Origin of the sequence: Pseudomonas sp. LTGT-11-2Z (assembly GCF_003691445.1) — a bacterium.
In the GTDB taxonomy this organism is placed as follows: domain Bacteria; phylum Pseudomonadota; class Gammaproteobacteria; order Pseudomonadales; family Pseudomonadaceae; genus Aquipseudomonas; species Aquipseudomonas monteilii.
This window is the reverse complement of record NZ_CP033104.1, coordinates 5,088,441-5,104,348: the sequence shown is the minus strand read 5'-3', so window position 1 is coordinate 5,104,348 and position 15,908 is coordinate 5,088,441. Positions and strand designations below refer to the sequence as shown.

The 15,908-nt window shown below is 61.9% G+C and carries 14 protein-coding genes; 4 read left to right on the top strand and 10 right to left on the bottom strand.

Features of this window, described 5'->3' with window-relative positions; translation table 11 throughout:
* Positions 1-85: 85 nt before the first annotated feature.
* The 3 genes from D8767_RS24090 to D8767_RS24080 are packed head-to-tail and all read right to left on the bottom strand — an operon-like array spanning position 86 to position 2,429.
* On the bottom strand, positions 86-451 hold the full coding sequence (locus D8767_RS24090) for a hypothetical protein (protein ID WP_016713119.1): 366 nt from the start codon (positions 449-451) through the stop codon (positions 86-88).
* A 5-nt stretch (positions 452-456) separates the two neighbouring features.
* Positions 457-885, bottom strand: coding sequence for a DNA polymerase III subunit chi (locus D8767_RS24085; protein ID WP_029380264.1), 429 nt, complete (start codon positions 883-885; stop codon positions 457-459).
* A 50-nt stretch (positions 886-935) separates the two neighbouring features.
* Positions 936-2,429: a leucyl aminopeptidase gene (locus tag D8767_RS24080; RefSeq protein WP_016713117.1), complete on the bottom strand. Its 1,494-nt coding sequence runs from the start codon at positions 2,427-2,429 to the stop codon at positions 936-938.
* Positions 2,430-2,730: 301 nt separating this feature from the next.
* On the opposite strand from D8767_RS24080, the gene lptF reads away from it, so the two are divergent.
* Complete coding sequence (lptF, locus tag D8767_RS24070; protein ID WP_016713115.1) at positions 2,731-3,846, top strand: LPS export ABC transporter permease LptF; 1,116 nt, start codon at positions 2,731-2,733, stop codon at positions 3,844-3,846.
* Entirely contained in the window at positions 3,839-4,900 is a 1,062-nt protein-coding gene (gene lptG, locus D8767_RS24065; RefSeq protein ID WP_016713114.1) for an LPS export ABC transporter permease LptG, read from the top strand. The genes lptF and lptG overlap by 8 nt, the downstream gene beginning before the upstream one ends.
* Positions 4,901-4,963: 63 nt before the next feature.
* On the opposite strand, the gene D8767_RS24060 is transcribed toward lptG, so the two are convergent.
* The 6 genes from D8767_RS24060 to gcvH form a co-directional block, all read right to left on the bottom strand.
* A complete protein-coding gene (locus D8767_RS24060; RefSeq protein ID WP_009687037.1) occupies positions 4,964-5,452 on the bottom strand; it encodes an RDD family protein in 489 nt (162 codons plus the stop codon).
* Positions 5,453-5,543: 91 nt separating this feature from the next.
* Positions 5,544-5,756, bottom strand: a complete 213-nt coding sequence (locus tag D8767_RS24055; RefSeq protein WP_016713113.1) for a cold-shock protein — start codon at positions 5,754-5,756, stop codon at positions 5,544-5,546.
* A gap of 358 nt (positions 5,757-6,114) precedes the next feature.
* Positions 6,115-7,236 (bottom strand): glycine cleavage system aminomethyltransferase GcvT, encoded by a 1,122-nt coding sequence (gcvT, locus tag D8767_RS24050; protein WP_016713112.1) that lies wholly within the window; start codon positions 7,234-7,236, stop codon positions 6,115-6,117.
* 27 nt (positions 7,237-7,263) lie between these two features.
* Complete coding sequence (locus D8767_RS24045) at positions 7,264-8,640, bottom strand: L-serine ammonia-lyase (RefSeq protein ID WP_016713111.1); 1,377 nt, start codon at positions 8,638-8,640, stop codon at positions 7,264-7,266.
* A gap of 89 nt (positions 8,641-8,729) precedes the next feature.
* Positions 8,730-11,585, bottom strand: coding sequence for an aminomethyl-transferring glycine dehydrogenase (gene gcvP, locus D8767_RS24040; RefSeq protein WP_016713110.1), 2,856 nt, complete (start codon positions 11,583-11,585; stop codon positions 8,730-8,732).
* Positions 11,586-11,596: 11 nt separating this feature from the next.
* The gene (gcvH, locus tag D8767_RS24035; RefSeq protein WP_016713109.1) at positions 11,597-11,980 is read right to left on the bottom strand and encodes a glycine cleavage system protein GcvH; all 384 of its coding nucleotides are present in this window, start codon (positions 11,978-11,980) and stop codon (positions 11,597-11,599) included.
* A gap of 615 nt (positions 11,981-12,595) precedes the next feature.
* On the opposite strand from gcvH, the gene D8767_RS24030 reads away from it, so the two are divergent.
* Together D8767_RS24030 and D8767_RS24025 are read left to right on the top strand one after the other, a co-directional pair.
* Positions 12,596-13,987: an FAD-binding oxidoreductase gene (locus D8767_RS24030; protein ID WP_196765143.1), complete on the top strand. Its 1,392-nt coding sequence runs from the start codon at positions 12,596-12,598 to the stop codon at positions 13,985-13,987.
* Positions 13,988-14,065: 78 nt separating this feature from the next.
* On the top strand, positions 14,066-14,560 hold the full coding sequence (locus D8767_RS24025) for a RidA family protein (protein ID WP_028698952.1): 495 nt from the start codon (positions 14,066-14,068) through the stop codon (positions 14,558-14,560).
* 53 nt (positions 14,561-14,613) lie between these two features.
* On the opposite strand, the gene gltS is transcribed toward D8767_RS24025, so the two are convergent.
* Complete coding sequence (gene gltS / locus D8767_RS24020) at positions 14,614-15,816, bottom strand: sodium/glutamate symporter (RefSeq protein ID WP_016713106.1); 1,203 nt, start codon at positions 15,814-15,816, stop codon at positions 14,614-14,616.
* Between the last annotated feature and the right edge of the window lie 92 nt (positions 15,817-15,908).

Below are 15,908 nucleotides of genomic sequence, written 5' to 3'. Positions count from 1 at the left end.
ACCAAGGTGGGGGCCGCAGGCGACAAGCTGCTGCTATCTGGCAGTGCGGCGGCGCCTGCTTCGCGGGCACCGCCGAAATTCAGGCTTACTCCGAACGCTTGATCAACCGCTCGATCCGCGCATCCAGCCGGCGCTTGATCTCGTTCTCGATGTGCGGGGTGAAGTCGTTGATCACGTCCTGCATGATCATCTGCGCCGCCGCACGCAGTTCGCTCTCCAGGTGCAGCAGGGTGTCCTGGCGGCGGGTTTGCGGGTCGTCCTCGGGTTCGGCAGCCACCGGTTCGGCAACCGGTGCAGGGTTGCCGGCAGGTTCGTCCAGCAGCAATGGAATCTGCTCCACCGTTTCGGTCAGCAGCGGCGGTTGCAGGTCGGCGTCGCCAAGCAGCTGGCGGATTGACTCGAGGTCATCGAGCAGATGGGCGGAGTCGGGCAAAGGGGAGGGCTTGTCCATCGTCGTCAAAGTCGCTGTAAGCGGTGGTCTTGCAGAGCATAGCCCTGTTCGCGGTAGAAACGGAATCGCTCTCGGGCCGATTGGCGGATGCCAGTCTCCTCGACCACGATTTCGGCCACCCGCTCGAACTGGCCGACAAAGCCCGGCACGCTGGCGCCCAGGTTGATCAGCAAGTCGCGGTGCTCGCCCGCGCTGTCTGCCAAGCCCAACGCCACGCCGGCATCGGCATGCACCTCGGCCAGGTCGTGGGGCACGAACGCCTCGCCCTTGAAGCGCCACAAGCGTTGGTCCAGCTCGCTGCGCTGTTCCGCGTCCTGGCAGTGCAGGTAGACCCGGTGGCCGAGGCGCCAGGCCTTTTCGCACAGCTTGCAGGCGAAATCCAGCCGCGCCGACAGCGAGTCGGTGGGCAAGATGTAGAAGTCGACTTTGCTCATGATGAGAATCGCCGGCCAGTGGCGCACAAGGCGCCACCGGCCTCACGGCGTCACGCGCCAGCGCGGTCCAGCAGGTACTGGGTCAGCAGGGGCACTGGGCGGCCGGTGGCGCCTTTGTCCTTGCCGCCACTGACCCAGGCGGTACCGGCGATGTCCATGTGCGCCCAGTTGTAGGCCTTGGCGAAGCGCGACAGGAAGCAACCCGCGGTGATGGTGCCGGCCTTCGGCCCGCCGATGTTGCCCATGTCGGCGAACGGGCTGTCCAGCTGCTCCTGGTATTCGTCGAACAGCGGCAGCTGCCAGGCACGGTCGTCGGCGCGCTTGCCGGCGTCGAGCAACTGGCCCACCAGGTCGTCGTTGTTGCCCATCAGGCCGGAGGTGTGGCTGCCCAGGGCGACGATGCAGGCGCCGGTCAGGGTGGCGATGTCGATCACCGCCTGCGGCTTGAAGCGCTCGGCGTAGGTCAGGGTGTCGCACAGCACCAGGCGGCCTTCGGCGTCGGTGTTGAGAATTTCCACGGTCTGGCCGCTCATGGTGGTGACGATGTCACCCGGGCGGGTGGCACCGCCGCTCGGCATGTTTTCGGCGCAGGCCAGCAGGCACACGAGGTTGATTGGCAGCTGCAGTTCCAGCACGGCACGCAGGGTTCCGAACACACTGGCGGCGCCGCACATGTCGTATTTCATTTCGTCCATGCCGGCGCCTGGCTTGAGGCTGATGCCGCCGGTGTCGAAGGTGATGCCTTTACCGACCAGCACGAATGGCTTGTCGGCCTTTTTGCCGCCCTGGTAATTCAGCACGATCAGGCGTGGAGGCTGGTCGCTGCCCTGGCCCACGGCATAGAACGCACCCATGCCCAGGTCCTTGATCTTCTTCTCGTCCAGCACCTCGACCTTCAGCGCCTTGTGCGCCTTGCCCAGGTCCTTGGCCTGCTCGGCCAGGAAGCTTGGGTGGCAGAGGTTAGGCGGCAGGTTGCCCAGGTCGCGGGTGAAAGCCATCCCGGTGGCGATGGCGCTGGCGTGTTTGACCGCACGCTCGACTTCCGCCTGGCCGGCCTTGTCGGCCAACAGGGTGACCTTTTTCAGGGCACGCGGCTCGGCCTTCTGGCTCTTGAAACGGTCGAAGACGTATTCGCCGTCGAGCAGGGTTTCGGCCAGCAGGCGGTATTTACCGTAATGGGCGTCGCGGTTGCTGACCGCCACATCGTCCAGGGCCAGCACTGCATCGGTGCCGTTCAGGCCCTTGAGTACGCCGGCCACGCTGGCAACCAGTTTGCGCCAGGCACGGTCGCCCAGGGCTTCATCCTTGCCACTGCCTACCAGCAGCACGCGCTCGGCCTTCAGGCCCGCAAGGTTCTGCAGCAGCAGGGTCTGGCCCGGCTTGCCGGCCAGGTCGCCGCGCTTGAGCACGGCGCTGATGGCACCCTCGCTGGCCAGGTCGACAGCCTTGGCCACAGCACCGAGCTTGCGGTTTTCACCTACCGGAATGACCAGTGTGGCGGTTTTTACGGATGCAGCAGCTACGCTTTTTACAACCAGTTCCATGTCAGGATCCCCGAATGATCGATACGAATGGCGCTGTGTGTGCCAGCGCTCTGGACGGGCCTGGCCGCTTAGTGGCGCGCCAGCGGAAAAGCTGCCAGTTTGAGCCTGCGGCAAGTGTGCTGACAACCCCGTTATGCGCGTTCATGCGCGGCCAAGTGACAGGGGCGGTCAATCACAGGATAATGCGCGCACTTTACATGGAGGTTCGCCTTTGGCGAACCGGCATTGGTCTTGGATGTACTAAGTCATTGTTTGGCGCCATTGCATGGCAGTCCGCCCTGACAACCCAGGAGTGTCTGGTTTGATCGTCTTTCGTTATCTGTCCCGCGAGGTCCTGGTGACCTTGAGCGCCGTCAGCGCTGTGCTGCTGGTGATCATCATGAGCGGGCGCTTCATCAAGTACCTGGCCCAGGCTGCCCAGGGCGTGCTCGACCCGGGCGTGCTGTTCCTGATCATGGGCTTCCGGTTGCCGGGTTTCCTGCAGTTGATCCTGCCGCTGGGGCTGTTCCTCGGTATTCTCCTGGCTTACGGGCGCCTGTACCTGGAAAGCGAGATGACCGTGTTGTCGGCCACCGGCATGAGCCAGCAGCGCCTGTTGGGCCTGACCATGGTGCCGGCCGCCCTGGTCGCCCTGCTGGTGGCCTGGCTAAGCCTGAGCCTTGCACCGCTGGGCGTGGCCCAGGTGCAGCAGATCATCGCCCAGCAAGACGCGCTGACCGAGTTCGACACCCTGGTGCCTGGCCGCTTCCAGACGTTGCGTGACGGCTCGCGGGTAACCTATACCGAGCAGCTGTCGGATGACCGCATCAACCTGGCCGGGGTGTTCATTTCCGAGAAGCGCTTCAACCAGGACAAAACCAAAGACCGCGCCCCGTCGGTGCTGGTCGCGGAAAAGGGCCACCAGGAAATCCAGGCCGACGGCAACCGCTATCTGGTGCTGGAAAACGGTTACCGCTACGACGGTAACCCGGGCCAGGCCGACTACCGCGCCATCAAGTACGACACCTATGGCGTGCTGCTGCCCAAGCCGGAAGTCAGCGAGGAAGTCACCGAACGTGAAGCCATCCCCACCTCCGAGTTGATCGGCAAGAAGGGCCTGCGTGAGCGTGCCGAGTTGCAATGGCGGTTGTCGCTGCCGATCCTGGTGTTCGTCGTCACCCTGCTGGCGGTGCCACTGTCCCGGGTCAACCCGCGTCAGGGCCGCTTCCTCAAGCTGCTGCCGGCAATTCTTCTGTACATGGCCTACCTGACAATGCTGATTTCCGTACGCGGTGCCCTCGAGAAGGGCAAACTTCCGATCGGCCTGGGCATGTGGTGGGTCCACGGTCTGTTCCTGCTGATCGGCCTGGGGCTGATGTACTGGGAGCCGCTGCGCCTCAAGCGCGCTGCCCGTCGTGCGGAGGTGGCCCATGGCTAAGCTCGACCGCTATATCGGCCAGAGCGTGCTGCTGGCCATCCTGGCTGTGCTGGGGATCATCCTCGGCCTGGCTTCGCTGTTCGCCTTCATTGATGAGATGAGCGACCTGAGTGATACCTATACGGTGATGGAGGCTGGCAACTTCGTCCTGCTCACCGCACCGCGGCGGCTGTACGAAATGCTGCCGATGGCGGCACTGATCGGCTGCCTGATCGGCCTGGGCAGCCTGGCCAGCAGCAGCGAGCTGACCATCATGCGTGCGGCCGGCGTTTCCATCGGCCGTATCGTCTGGGCGGTGATGAAGCCGATGCTGGTACTGATGCTGGTCGGCCTGCTGATCGGTGAATACGTGGCACCGGTGACCGAGAACAAGGCCCAGGCCGACCGCTCCCTGGCCCAGGGCGGTGGTGAGGCGCAAAGCTCCAAGCGCGGTATGTGGCACCGTCAGGGTGAAGAGTACGTGCACATCAACGCCGTGCAGCCTAACGGCCTGCTGCTGGGGGTGACCCGTTACCGCTTCGACAACGAGCGCAAGATCGTCACGTCGAGCTTCGCCCGCCGTGCCCAGTACCAGAACGACCACTGGCTGCTGGCCGACGTGCGCACCACCTATTTCCGTGGTGACCACACCGAAGTCGTCAGCGCGCCGCAAGAGCGCTGGGACGTTTCGCTCACGCCAGAACTGCTCAACACCGTGATCCTGGCGCCGGAATCGCTGTCGATTACCGGGCTGTGGGACTACATCCACTACCTGTCTGACCAGGGTTTGAACAATGCCCGCTACTGGCTGGCGTTCTGGACCAAGGTACTGCAGCCGATGGTGACTGCGGCACTGGTGCTGATGGCAATTTCCTTCATCTTCGGCCCGCTGCGCTCGGTAACCCTCGGGCAGCGCGTGTTCACCGGTGTGCTGGTGGGCTTCGTGTTCCGCATCGGCCAGGACCTGCTGGGGCCATCTAGCCAGGTGTTTGGCTTCCCGCCGCTGCTGGCGGTGGTGATTCCGGCGGGCATTTGTGCCTTGGCCGGTGTGTGGTTGTTGCGCCGGGCGGGTTGATGGCCTGAGCTGCACAAGAAAGCCGACCTTAAGGTCGGCTTTTTCATGGGTGTTAACTTGTGCTCATTTCTTCTGCTTCGGCACCCGCACCAGCTGGCTCTCTGAATAGATGTCATGCCAGCCCCGCTTGCGCTTGTCGATCAACACCCAGAAGAAACCCAACCCCAGGCACAGCCACGAGGCTATCGAGACCACAAAGCGCAACAGCGCCTGCCACAGGCTAATGGCCGAACCATCGGCGTTCTGCACTCGCACGCCCCATACCTGCATGCCCAGGGTCTGCCCGCCATGGGTCCAGAACTTGGCAAAGAAGCCGAAGAGGGCGAACAGCAGCACCGTCGACAGCAGCGGGTCGCCATCCAGTGCCCCAGCCTCGGTCAGCTCGCGCATGCGTGCTTCGCCGATGATCGCCATCTGAATCATCTTGTAAGCGCCAGCGGTCACGATCAGCAGGGCCGTGCACAGTAAAAAGTCATAGAACATCGCCGCCAGGCGCCGGCCCAGGCCGACCGGTGGAAAATCTCCCTGAGGGGTGAGCAGAGGCTTGGACATGCGGGACGGCTCCAGAAGACGAATCCGCTATTCTACGGGCAAAAAAAAGCCCCTGCACTTGGCAGGGGCTTTTCTCGAAGTCGGGTTCGGCTTAGCCGGCGACCTGAACTTTGTCAGCCTGCATGCCTTTCTGGCCCTGGACTGCTTCGAAGGTAACCTTCTGGCCTTCTTTCAGGCTCTTGAAGCCGTTGCCTTCGATAGCGCGGAAATGCACGAACAGATCCGGACCGCTTTCTGGGGTGATGAAGCCGTAACCTTTTTCGTCATTGAACCACTTGACGGTACCGTTCTGACGCTGGGACATTGTCTTAATTCCTATGAAACTTAAATTTTTATGACAGTTACTTTCGCACTTGTTTGTAAGCGAAAGATTACTGGGCTGGGTTGCAGGAAAGTAAGAGACGTCGAACGGGTTGTAGCAAATCTCGGCTACTGGCCCAGGTCACGAACTGTTGCGACCCATGCAAACACAGTGCAGTGACTCTACGCCAACTCCCGAGCGAAAAACAAGCCCTTGGTCGTATGGAAAATCAGCCGTTTGCCGATAACCGACCGATCTGACGGAAACGGCATGGCGCCTGGCCTGGCGCCATGTTCAAAAGTTATTGGGCAGGTTCGAAAACGAATATGTCGAACCTGCCCGTAACCTTCACAAAGCCGTTTCAACCACGGTAGTAACGTTGTGCTACGAAAGGCATTTTGCTGACTTTCAAGGCAACCTTCTTGCCCCGCACCACGGCAAACAGCGGGGTGTCGACTGCAGCATGTTCACTATCGATATAACCCATTGCTACTGGTGCACCGAGTGTCGGGCCAAAGCCGCCGCTGCAGACTTTGCCGACCGGTTTATCGTTTGCATTCACAATATCCGCACCCTCACGAACGGGCGTACGTTCTTGTGGTAGCAGCCCGACGCGCTTGCGTGCCACGCCATCGCGCTGCTGGGCATAGATGGCCTCGGCACCCGGGAACCCGGCGGCACGTGCGCCGTCGGCACGGCGCACCTTGGAAATCGCCCACAGCAGGCTGGCCTCGACCGGGGTGGTCTCGGTATTCATGTCGTGGCCATAGAGGCACAGGCCGGCTTCCAGGCGGAGCGAGTCGCGGGCGCCCAGGCCAATCGGCTGTACTTCCGGCTCGGCCAGCAGACGACGGGCCAGGGCTTCGGCGGCATGTGCCGGCACCGAGATTTCGTAGCCATCTTCGCCGGTGTAGCCCGAGCGGCTGACGAAGCAGTCTTCACCCAGCAGTTTCACCGGGCGGAACTGCATGAAGGTCATGCCGGCCACTTCCGGTGCCAGGCGCTCCAGCACCTTGACCGCAGCCGGGCCTTGCAGGGCCAGCAGGGCACGTTGCTCGAACAGCGGCTGCACATCGCAACGGTTGCCGATGTGTTTTTGCAGGTGGGCCAGGTCCTGGTCTTTGCAGGCGGCGTTGACCACCAGGAACAGCGTGTCGTCCCCCAGGTTGGCCACCATCAGGTCGTCGAGGATGCCGCCCTGCTCGTTGGTGAACATGGCATAGCGCTGCATGCCTGCCGGGAGGTCGATGATGTCCACGGGTACCAGGCTTTCCAGGGCCTTGGCGGCATCAGCGCCGCGCAGGATGATCTGGCCCATGTGCGAAACGTCGAACAGGCCGGCCTGCTCGCGGGTGTGCAAGTGTTCCTTGAGCACGCCCAGCGGGTACTGCACCGGCATGTCGTAGCCGGCGAACGGCACCATGCGGGCACCCAGTTCCAGGTGCAGGGCGTGCAGTGGGGTCTTGAGCAGTGTTTCGGACATCGGTGACTCCTTGGTGTTGTTGTCAGGTCAACATTCGATGATGTTGACGGCCAGGCCGCCACGGGCGGTCTCTTTGTATTTGCTTTTCATGTCGGCGCCGGTCTGGCGCATGGTGCGGATGACCTTGTCGAGCGACACGTAATGTTGCCCGTCGCCGCGTAAGGCCATGCGCGCCGCGTTGATTGCCTTCACCGAGCCCATGGCATTGCGCTCGATGCACGGCACCTGGACCAGCCCGCCGATCGGGTCGCAGGTCAGGCCCAGGTTATGTTCCATACCGATTTCTGCAGCGTTCTCCACCTGCTGCACGCTGCCACCCATCACCTCGCATAACGCGCCGGCAGCCATCGAGCAGGCCACGCCGACTTCGCCCTGGCAGCCCACTTCCGCGCCAGAGATGGAGGCGTTTTCCTTGTACAGGATGCCGATGGCCGCAGCGGTGAGCAGAAAACGCACCACCCCGTCCTCGCTGGCGCCCGGCACGAAGCGCATGTAGTAGTGCAACACTGCCGGGACGATACCTGCCGCCCCATTGGTGGGTGCGGTGACCACGCGCCCGCCGTAGGCGTTTTCTTCGTTCACGGCCAAGGCGTAGAGGTTGACCCAGTCGAGCACCGACAGGGCATCGCGCAGGCTGGCTTCGGGGTGGCGGCTCAGTTGGCGGTACAATGCGGGCGCCCGCCGCTTGACCTTGAGCCCGCCCGGCAATATGCCTTCATGCTGGCAGCCCGCTTCGACGCAATCCTGCATCACCTGCCAGATGCGCAGCAGCCCGGCGCGGGTTTCTGCCTCTGGGCGCCAGGCGGCCTCGTTGGCCAGCATCACTTGGCTTATCGACAGGTTTTGCGTGGTGCAATGGCCGAGCAGTTCCTTGGCGGTCTTGAACGGGTAGGGCAGCACGGTGCTGTCCTCGACGATGCGGTCGTGGCCGGCGGCGTCCTCGTCGACCACGAAACCGCCGCCCACCGAGTAATACTCGCGGCTGCGGATTTGCAGGCCGGCGTCGTCGAACGCGCGAAAGATCATGCCGTTGGGATGGTAGTCCAGCGGCTTGCGGATCATTGCCACATGCTGTTTTTCAATGAACGCAATGCTGTGCTCGCCCAGCAGGTTGATGTGGCCACTGTCGCGGATGGCCTGCAGGCGGGCGGGGATGCTTTCGGTGTCGATAATGTCCGGCTGTTCGCCTTCAAGGCCCAGCAGCACCGCCTTGTCACTGCCGTGGCCCTTGCCGGTGGCGCCCAGTGAGCCATACAACTCGGCTTTGACGCTGGCCGTGCGGGCGAGCAAGCCGTCACGGCGCAGCCCTTCGGCGAACCGCGCGGCGGCGCGCATCGGGCCGACCGTGTGCGAACTGGAGGGGCCGATGCCGATCTTGAACAGGTCGAAGACGCTCAAAGACATGGTGACCTCCTGCCAGGGTTTCAGGACGGACGGTGAACCCGCTCCCACAGAGGCCCACACCTCAACTCAGGGAGCGGGCCCGAAAGCTATCAGGCGTCCTGATAGCTCTCGATCGACGGGCAGGCGCACACCAGGTTGCGGTCGCCGAACACGTTGTCGACCCGGCCCACTGGCGGCCAGTACTTGGCTTCCACCAGGCTTGGCAGTGGGTAAACCGCCTGCTCGCGGCTGTAGCCGTGGGCCCATTCGCCAACCAGCTCGGCCGCGGTGTGCGGGGCGTTTTTCAGCGGGTTGTCGTCCTTGTCCAGGCTACCGTTTTCGACCGCACGGATTTCTTCGCGGATCTGGATCATCGCGTTGCAGAAGCGGTCCAGTTCTTCCTTGGACTCGCTTTCGGTCGGCTCGATCATCAGCGTGCCCGCCACCGGGAAGGACATGGTCGGGGCGTGGAAGCCAAAGTCGATCAGGCGCTTGGCCACGTCGTCGACGCTGATGCCGCTGGTGTCCTTCAGCGGGCGCAGGTCGAGGATGCACTCGTGGGCCACCAGTCCATTACCGCCGGTATACAGAACAGGATAGTGCTCTTCCAGGCGGCGGGCGATGTAGTTGGCGTTAAGGATTGCCATCTGCGAGGCACGCTTGAGGCCGGCACCGCCCATCATGCGGATGTACATCCAGGTGATCGGCAGGATGCTGGCGCTGCCGAACGGCGCGGCGCACACCGCGCCTTCGGTGTTTTCCAGCTGCGCGTGGCCAGGCAGGAACGGCGCCAGGTGCGACTTGACGCCAATCGGGCCAACGCCCGGGCCGCCACCGCCGTGCGGAATGCAGAAGGTCTTGTGCAGGTTCAGGTGGGACACGTCGCCGCCGAACTTGCCCGGGGCGCACAGGCCGACCATGGCGTTCATGTTGGCGCCGTCGATGTACACCTGGCCACCGTTTTCGTGGATGATCGCGCAGATTTCGCCGATCGCTTCCTCGAACACGCCGTGGGTCGACGGGTAGGTGATCATGATCGCGGCCAGGCGCTCGCGGTGCTCGATGGCTTTGGCGCGCAGGTCCTCTACGTCGACGTTGCCGCGGGCGTCACAAGCGGTAACCACCACGCGCATGCCGGCCATGTGGGCGGTCGCAGGGTTGGTGCCGTGGGCCGACGACGGGATCAGGCAGATGTCGCGGTGGCTTTCGCCACGGCTGCGGTGGTAGGCGCGGATGGCCAGCAGGCCTGCGTACTCGCCCTGGGAGCCTGCGTTGGGCTGCAGCGATACGGCGTCATAGCCAGTAGCGGCGCACAGCATGGCTTCCAGCTCGGTGGTCATCTGCAGGTAGCCCTGGCTCTGCTCGGCCGGGGCGAACGGGTGCAGGTTGCCGAACTCGGCCCACGTCACCGGGATCATCTCGCTGGCGGCGTTCAGTTTCATGGTGCACGAGCCCAGCGGAATCATGCTGCGGTCCAACGCCAGGTCCTTGTCGGCCAGGCGGCGCAGGTAGCGCATCAGCTCGGTTTCGCTGTGGTAGCGGTTGAACACCGGGTGTTCGAGGATCGCCGACTGGCGCAACAGGGCGGTAGGCAGCAGCGAACCGGTGCTGGCGGCCAGCGCGGCGAAGTCTGGTTGAGACTGGTCGCCAGCGAACAATTGCCACAGCGACTCGACGTCCGCCTGGCTGCTGGTTTCGTCCAGCGACAGGCCCAGGTGGGTGGCGTCGACCTGGCGCAGGTTGATGCCTTGGGCGCGGGCCTTGTCATGCAGGCTGGCGGTTGCAGTGCCGGTGGCCAGAGTCAGGGTGTCGAAGGCGCTGGCGCCCACTACCTGCACGCCCAACGCCTTCAGGCCGGCGGCCAGGATCGCGGTCAGGGCGTGGGTGCGCTCGGCAATGCGCTTGAGGCCGGCCGGGCCGTGGTACACGGCGAACATGCTGGCAATGTTGGCCAGCAGCACCTGGGCGGTGCAGATGTTGCTGGTGGCCTTTTCGCGGCGGATATGCTGCTCGCGTGTTTGCATGGCCAGGCGCAGGGCGGTCTTGCCGAAGCGGTCGATCGATACGCCGACCAAGCGGCCCGGCATGTCGCGCTTGAAGGCGTCACGGGTGGCGAAGTAAGCCGCGTGCGGGCCACCAAAGCCCAGTGGCACGCCGAAGCGCTGAGCGCTGCCGATGGCCACGTCGGCATCGAACTCGCCCGGCGGGGTCAGCAGGGTCAGGGCCAGCAGGTCGGCGGCCACGGCAACCAAGGCGTTGGCTGCGTGGAAGCGCTGTACCACGTCACGGTAGTCGAACACGTCACCGTTGCTGGCCGGGTATTGCAGCAGGGCGCCAAAGAAGGCGCTGACATCGCCCAGCTCGCGCTCATCGCCGATCACGACTTCGATACCCAACGGCTCGGCACGGGTGCGCAGCACGTCGAGGGTTTGCGGGTGGCAGTGTACGGAGGCGAAGAAGGCGTGGCTGGCCTTGTTCTTCGACAGGCGTTTGCAGAACGTCATGGCCTCGGCCGCCGCAGTGGCTTCGTCGAGCAGGGAGGCGTTGGCGATCGGCAGGCCGGTGAGGTCGCTGATCAGGGTCTGGAAGTTCAGCAGCGCTTCCAGGCGGCCTTGGGAAATTTCTGGCTGGTATGGGGTGTAAGCGGTGTACCAGGCCGGGTTTTCCAGCAGGTTGCGCAGGATCGGTGCCGGGGTGTGGGTGTTGTAGTAGCCCTGGCCGATGTAGCTCTTGAACAGTTGGTTCTTGCCGGCGATGGCCTTGAGCGCGGCCAGTGCATCGGCTTCGCTCTGGCCGTCGTGCGAACCGAGCACGCTGGTGCCCTTGATGCTGTCAGGGATGACCGCAGCGGTCATGGCTTCCAGCGAGTCGAAGCCTAGGGCGGCGAGCATGGCCTGCTCGTCAGCGGCGCGCGGGCCGATGTGGCGGGCGATGAATTCGTTGGCGGTGCCGAGGTTGATGGTCATGGCGGGGTTCCTCAGGCGTCGTCGTTGGCTTTGAGCAGGCGGTCGTAGGCGTCCTGGTCGAGCAGGGCGGTTACGGCGCTGGCGTCGGCAGGGATGAAGCGGAAGAACCAGCCTTCGCCCATCGGGTCTTCGTTGACCAGTTCCGGGCTGTCTTCGAGCTGGCCGTTGACCTCGACCACTTCACCGGTCAGGGGCATATAGACGCCGCTGGCGGCTTTTACCGACTCGACGGTGGACGCTTCGCTGCCTTTCTCGTACGGCTGCAACTCTGGCAGTTGCACGAAAACCACATCGCCAAGGGCGTTCTGGGCGTAGGCGGTGATGCCTACGGTGACGCTGCCATCGGCTTCGACGCGCAGCCATTCGTGATCTTCAGTGAAACGCAACTCGCTCATGGGGAATCCTCGGGAAGCAGGGCGTTGGGCGCGGTGGCTCCGCGCTCTTGGGGTTGCTTTCCCTTAGCAATAATGCGGCCAATCGAAAAAAATTCTTTAAAAACAATGCGTTATTGATTTTTGTTGGGTGGCTGCTTGTTTGTTTGGAACGAAAACGCTACAGAAGGTTGTGCATGAAAAAGGGTTTGGGGATCAAACCCTTGCGCAATAGCACTTGAACGGGTTTGTAATGATTTCATTACGGTGTGTCGAAATCGATACAATACCTTGATGCAGTTCAGTTGTTGGCAAGCCGGAATGGATCAAGCAAGTTCGATACTTGCAAAACTTTGCGCACTTTCTTCTTGCACCTATACCGTGTCGCCATATCAACTATTTGTGTCACCTGCGTGATAGTTTTCAAATGGCTGAACTAAGTATTTGCCCCCAACGATTTTCCCGCCTATAGCGCGTCACCAGAATGGCCACCTTTCATGTGAGCCGTCAGCCTGAAGCAATAACCATAAGTTGGTAATTCGGCTGTCGGCCAAGCATGTGCCTTGCTGCCTGGGCTCATGCAACTAGCACCGAATATCAGGAAGGGAAAGTGTCATGGGAATGACGAGGCGTAAATTTTTGGTTGGCGGCGGCGTCGTGGCTATCGCAGGCGGAGCAGGGGTTCTGACCCCTTTGTTGACCCGGGAGGGCCGCTTGATTCCCGGCAAACCGCGGTTTGGTTATGTCGCAGGCACCGAAGGGGCGCTTCCCAAGCAGGCAGACGTAGTGGTTGTTGGCGCTGGTATTCTGGGGCTCATGACCGCAATCAACCTTGTCGAGCGCGGCCTCTCGGTCGTTGTCGTTGAAAAAGGTGAAATTGCCGGCGAACAGTCTTGCAGGTTCTATGGCCAGGTCATGACCTACAAGATGCCAGATGCGACATTCCAGTTGCACCATCTTGCCAAGCAACGTTGGCGAGAGATGAATGCCAAAGTGGGGGCGGACACAAGTTACCGCACACAAGGCCGGGTCGAAGTACCTTTCGATGAAGAAGACCTGGAAGGCGTCAGAAAGTGGATCGATGTCAAAACGCGGGAAGTCGGCGCGGACATTCCTTTCAAGACGCGAATCATTCAAGGCAGTGAACTTGAACAGCGCCTGCGCGGTGCATCCTCGCGCTGGACGGTCGCAGGCTTCGAGGAAGACTCCGGTAGCCTGGATGCCGAGCGTGCATCGTTCGTCATGGCCGAGTATGCCAAGAAAGTGGGGGTTCGGATCTACACCCACTGCGCCGCCAGGGGCCTGGAAACCCATGCAGGTGCCATCTCCGACGTGGTCACGGAAAAGGGCGCCATCAGGGCGTCTCGCGTGATCGTGGCGGGCGGCGCATGGTCCCGGCTGTTCATGCAAAACCTGGGCGTCGATGTGCCTACCTTGCCCGCCTACCAGTCCCAGCAAATCATCAGCGCGGCGCCCCGTGCACCCGGGGGCAACGTTGCATTGCCGGGTAATATCTACTTCCGTGAGCAGGCTGACGGCACATACGCCACCTCGCCACGTGTCGTCGTTGCCCCGGTGGTCAAAGAGTCGTTCATGTATGGCTATAAGTACCTGCCACTGCTGGCCATCCCCGACTTCCCGGTGCACATCTCACTCAACAAGCAACTGATCGATTCGTTCATTCAGCCAACGCACTGGAAGCTGGACGAGGTTTCGCCTTTCGAGAAAAACCGGCTGATGACCGCAGCGCCGGACCTGCCGGAACTGAATGCTTCACTGGAAAAACTCAAGGTCGAGTTCCCTGCGTTCAGCGATGCGAAGCTGATCGATCAGTGGAGCGGTGCGATGGCCATCGCTCCCGACGAAAACCCCATCATTTCCCAGGTCAATGAGTACCCGGGGCTGGTCCTCAACACCGCAACCGGTTGGGGGATGACCGAAAGCCCGGTGTCGTCCGAACTGTCGGCGGACTTGCTGCTTGGAAAGGCGCCGGTGCTGGACCCCAAACCCTTCAGCCTGTATCGGTTCTAAGCACACCAGGCGCAATGGAATGACCCGTGCGCGCATCGTCGATGCGTGCACATTTTTGGCAATCATCAGGAGAACAGTATGAAAGTGGCTTTAACGACCGCAGCAATGGCCGTGGCACTCGCGGGTGCCGGGAGCGTTCATGCACAAGAAATCGTGCGCCATGGCGCAGGTAGTTTCCCTATCTCGTCGGCTGTAGAGGTGCCTGCCGGGAAGACGGTTGTCTACCTGAGTGGTTCTGTCCCGTCGGTTATTCACCCTGAAGCACCCAAGGGGTCGCTGGAAGCCTACGGTGATACCAAGGCACAAACCATCAATGTGCTTGGAAACATCCAGCAGCAGCTGAAAGCACTGGGCCTTGGTCTTGCCGATGTGGTGAAGATGCAGGTGTTCCTGGTGGGCGGCCCGGAGAACGGCGGGAAAATGGACTTCGACGGTTTCATGGCCGGCTATACCCAATTCTTCGGGCCAGCCGCCAAGCAGCCAGTCCTTCCTGCACGCTCGGCGTTCCAGATTGCCGGCCTGGCCGACCCTGCCTGGCGTGTCGAGATCGAAGTGACAGCGGTTCGTCCCTGAACCCAGGCATGCGCCAGTCCCGGGCTAGCCATGCCCGGGACTGGCCGGTGGGTTTAGCCAGTGATAAATGGCAATGCCAGGTACAGTTTGATCACGATCACGTTGATGATGTCGATGAAGAACGCACCCACCATCGGCACCACCAGGAAGGCGATGTGCGAGGCGCCGTAACGTTGGGTCACCGCTTGCATGTTGGCAATCGCCGTGGGAGTTGCACCCAGGCCGAAGCCACAGTGCCCCGCCGCCAACACGGCTGCATCATAGTTACGGCCCATTACCCGGAATGTCACGAAGATCGCAAACAGTGCCATAACCAATGTCTGCGCCGCCAGCAGTATGAAGAACGGCAAGGCCAGTGCTGCCAGGTCCCACAGTTTGAGTGACATCAAGGCAATCGCCAGGAACAGCGACAGACTGACGTTGCCCAGTACCGAGACTTCCCGTTCGAAGACATGATAAAAACCGAACGCCGAAAGGCCGTTGCGCAGCAATACGCCCACGAAGAGTACGCAAACGAATGTCGGTAGTTCGAATGCCGTACCTTTCAACAGGCTGTTAAGTAATGTGCCGGTCAGTAAGCTGACGGCAATAAGAGCCAAGGTTTCGATAAATGAAAACGATGTAATCAACCGCTCTTTGTTCGGCTGCTCAAAGCCCTTGGGTAACTGCGGCACTTCTTCTTCCACACCCGGTGTTTTGACACGCTTGATCAGCAACCGGGCAACCGGGCCACCAATCAAACCGCCCAACACCAGGCCGAACGTGGCAGAGGCCAGTGCAAGTTCCGAGGCCGAAGCCAACCCAAACTTTTCAGTGAAGGTGGCGCCCCAGGCAGCGCCAGTGCCGTGGCCACCAGACAAGGTGATCGAACCGGCCAGCAGGCCCATCAGTGGGTCGAGCCCCAATGCCGTTGCCAGCCCGATACCCATGGCGTTCTGAACCAGCAGCAAGCCCGTCACCACCAGCAGGAACACGGCAACCACGCGTCCGCCCTTCTTCAGGCTGGCAAAGTCTGCACTCAAACCGATGGTGGCGAAGAACGCCAGCATCAACGGTGCTTGCAACGAGGTATCAAACTGGACCTGTACATCGAAACTGCGCAATGCCAAGAGTGCCAGCGCAACGACCAAACCACCTGCCACGGGCTCCGGAATATTGTAAGCGCGCAGAAAGCCAATACGTGCGACCAGACCGCGCCCCAGTAGCAGTACCAAGGAGGCGGCTACAAGTGTCCCGTAAAAATCGAGTTCAAACATCAGGGTACTCTTCGCTCAGGGTGACATGCAAAATTACAATGTCACCATTCTACGGCGAGTACTCCAGTCAATTGCGGCTGAGCGGCTAGGAA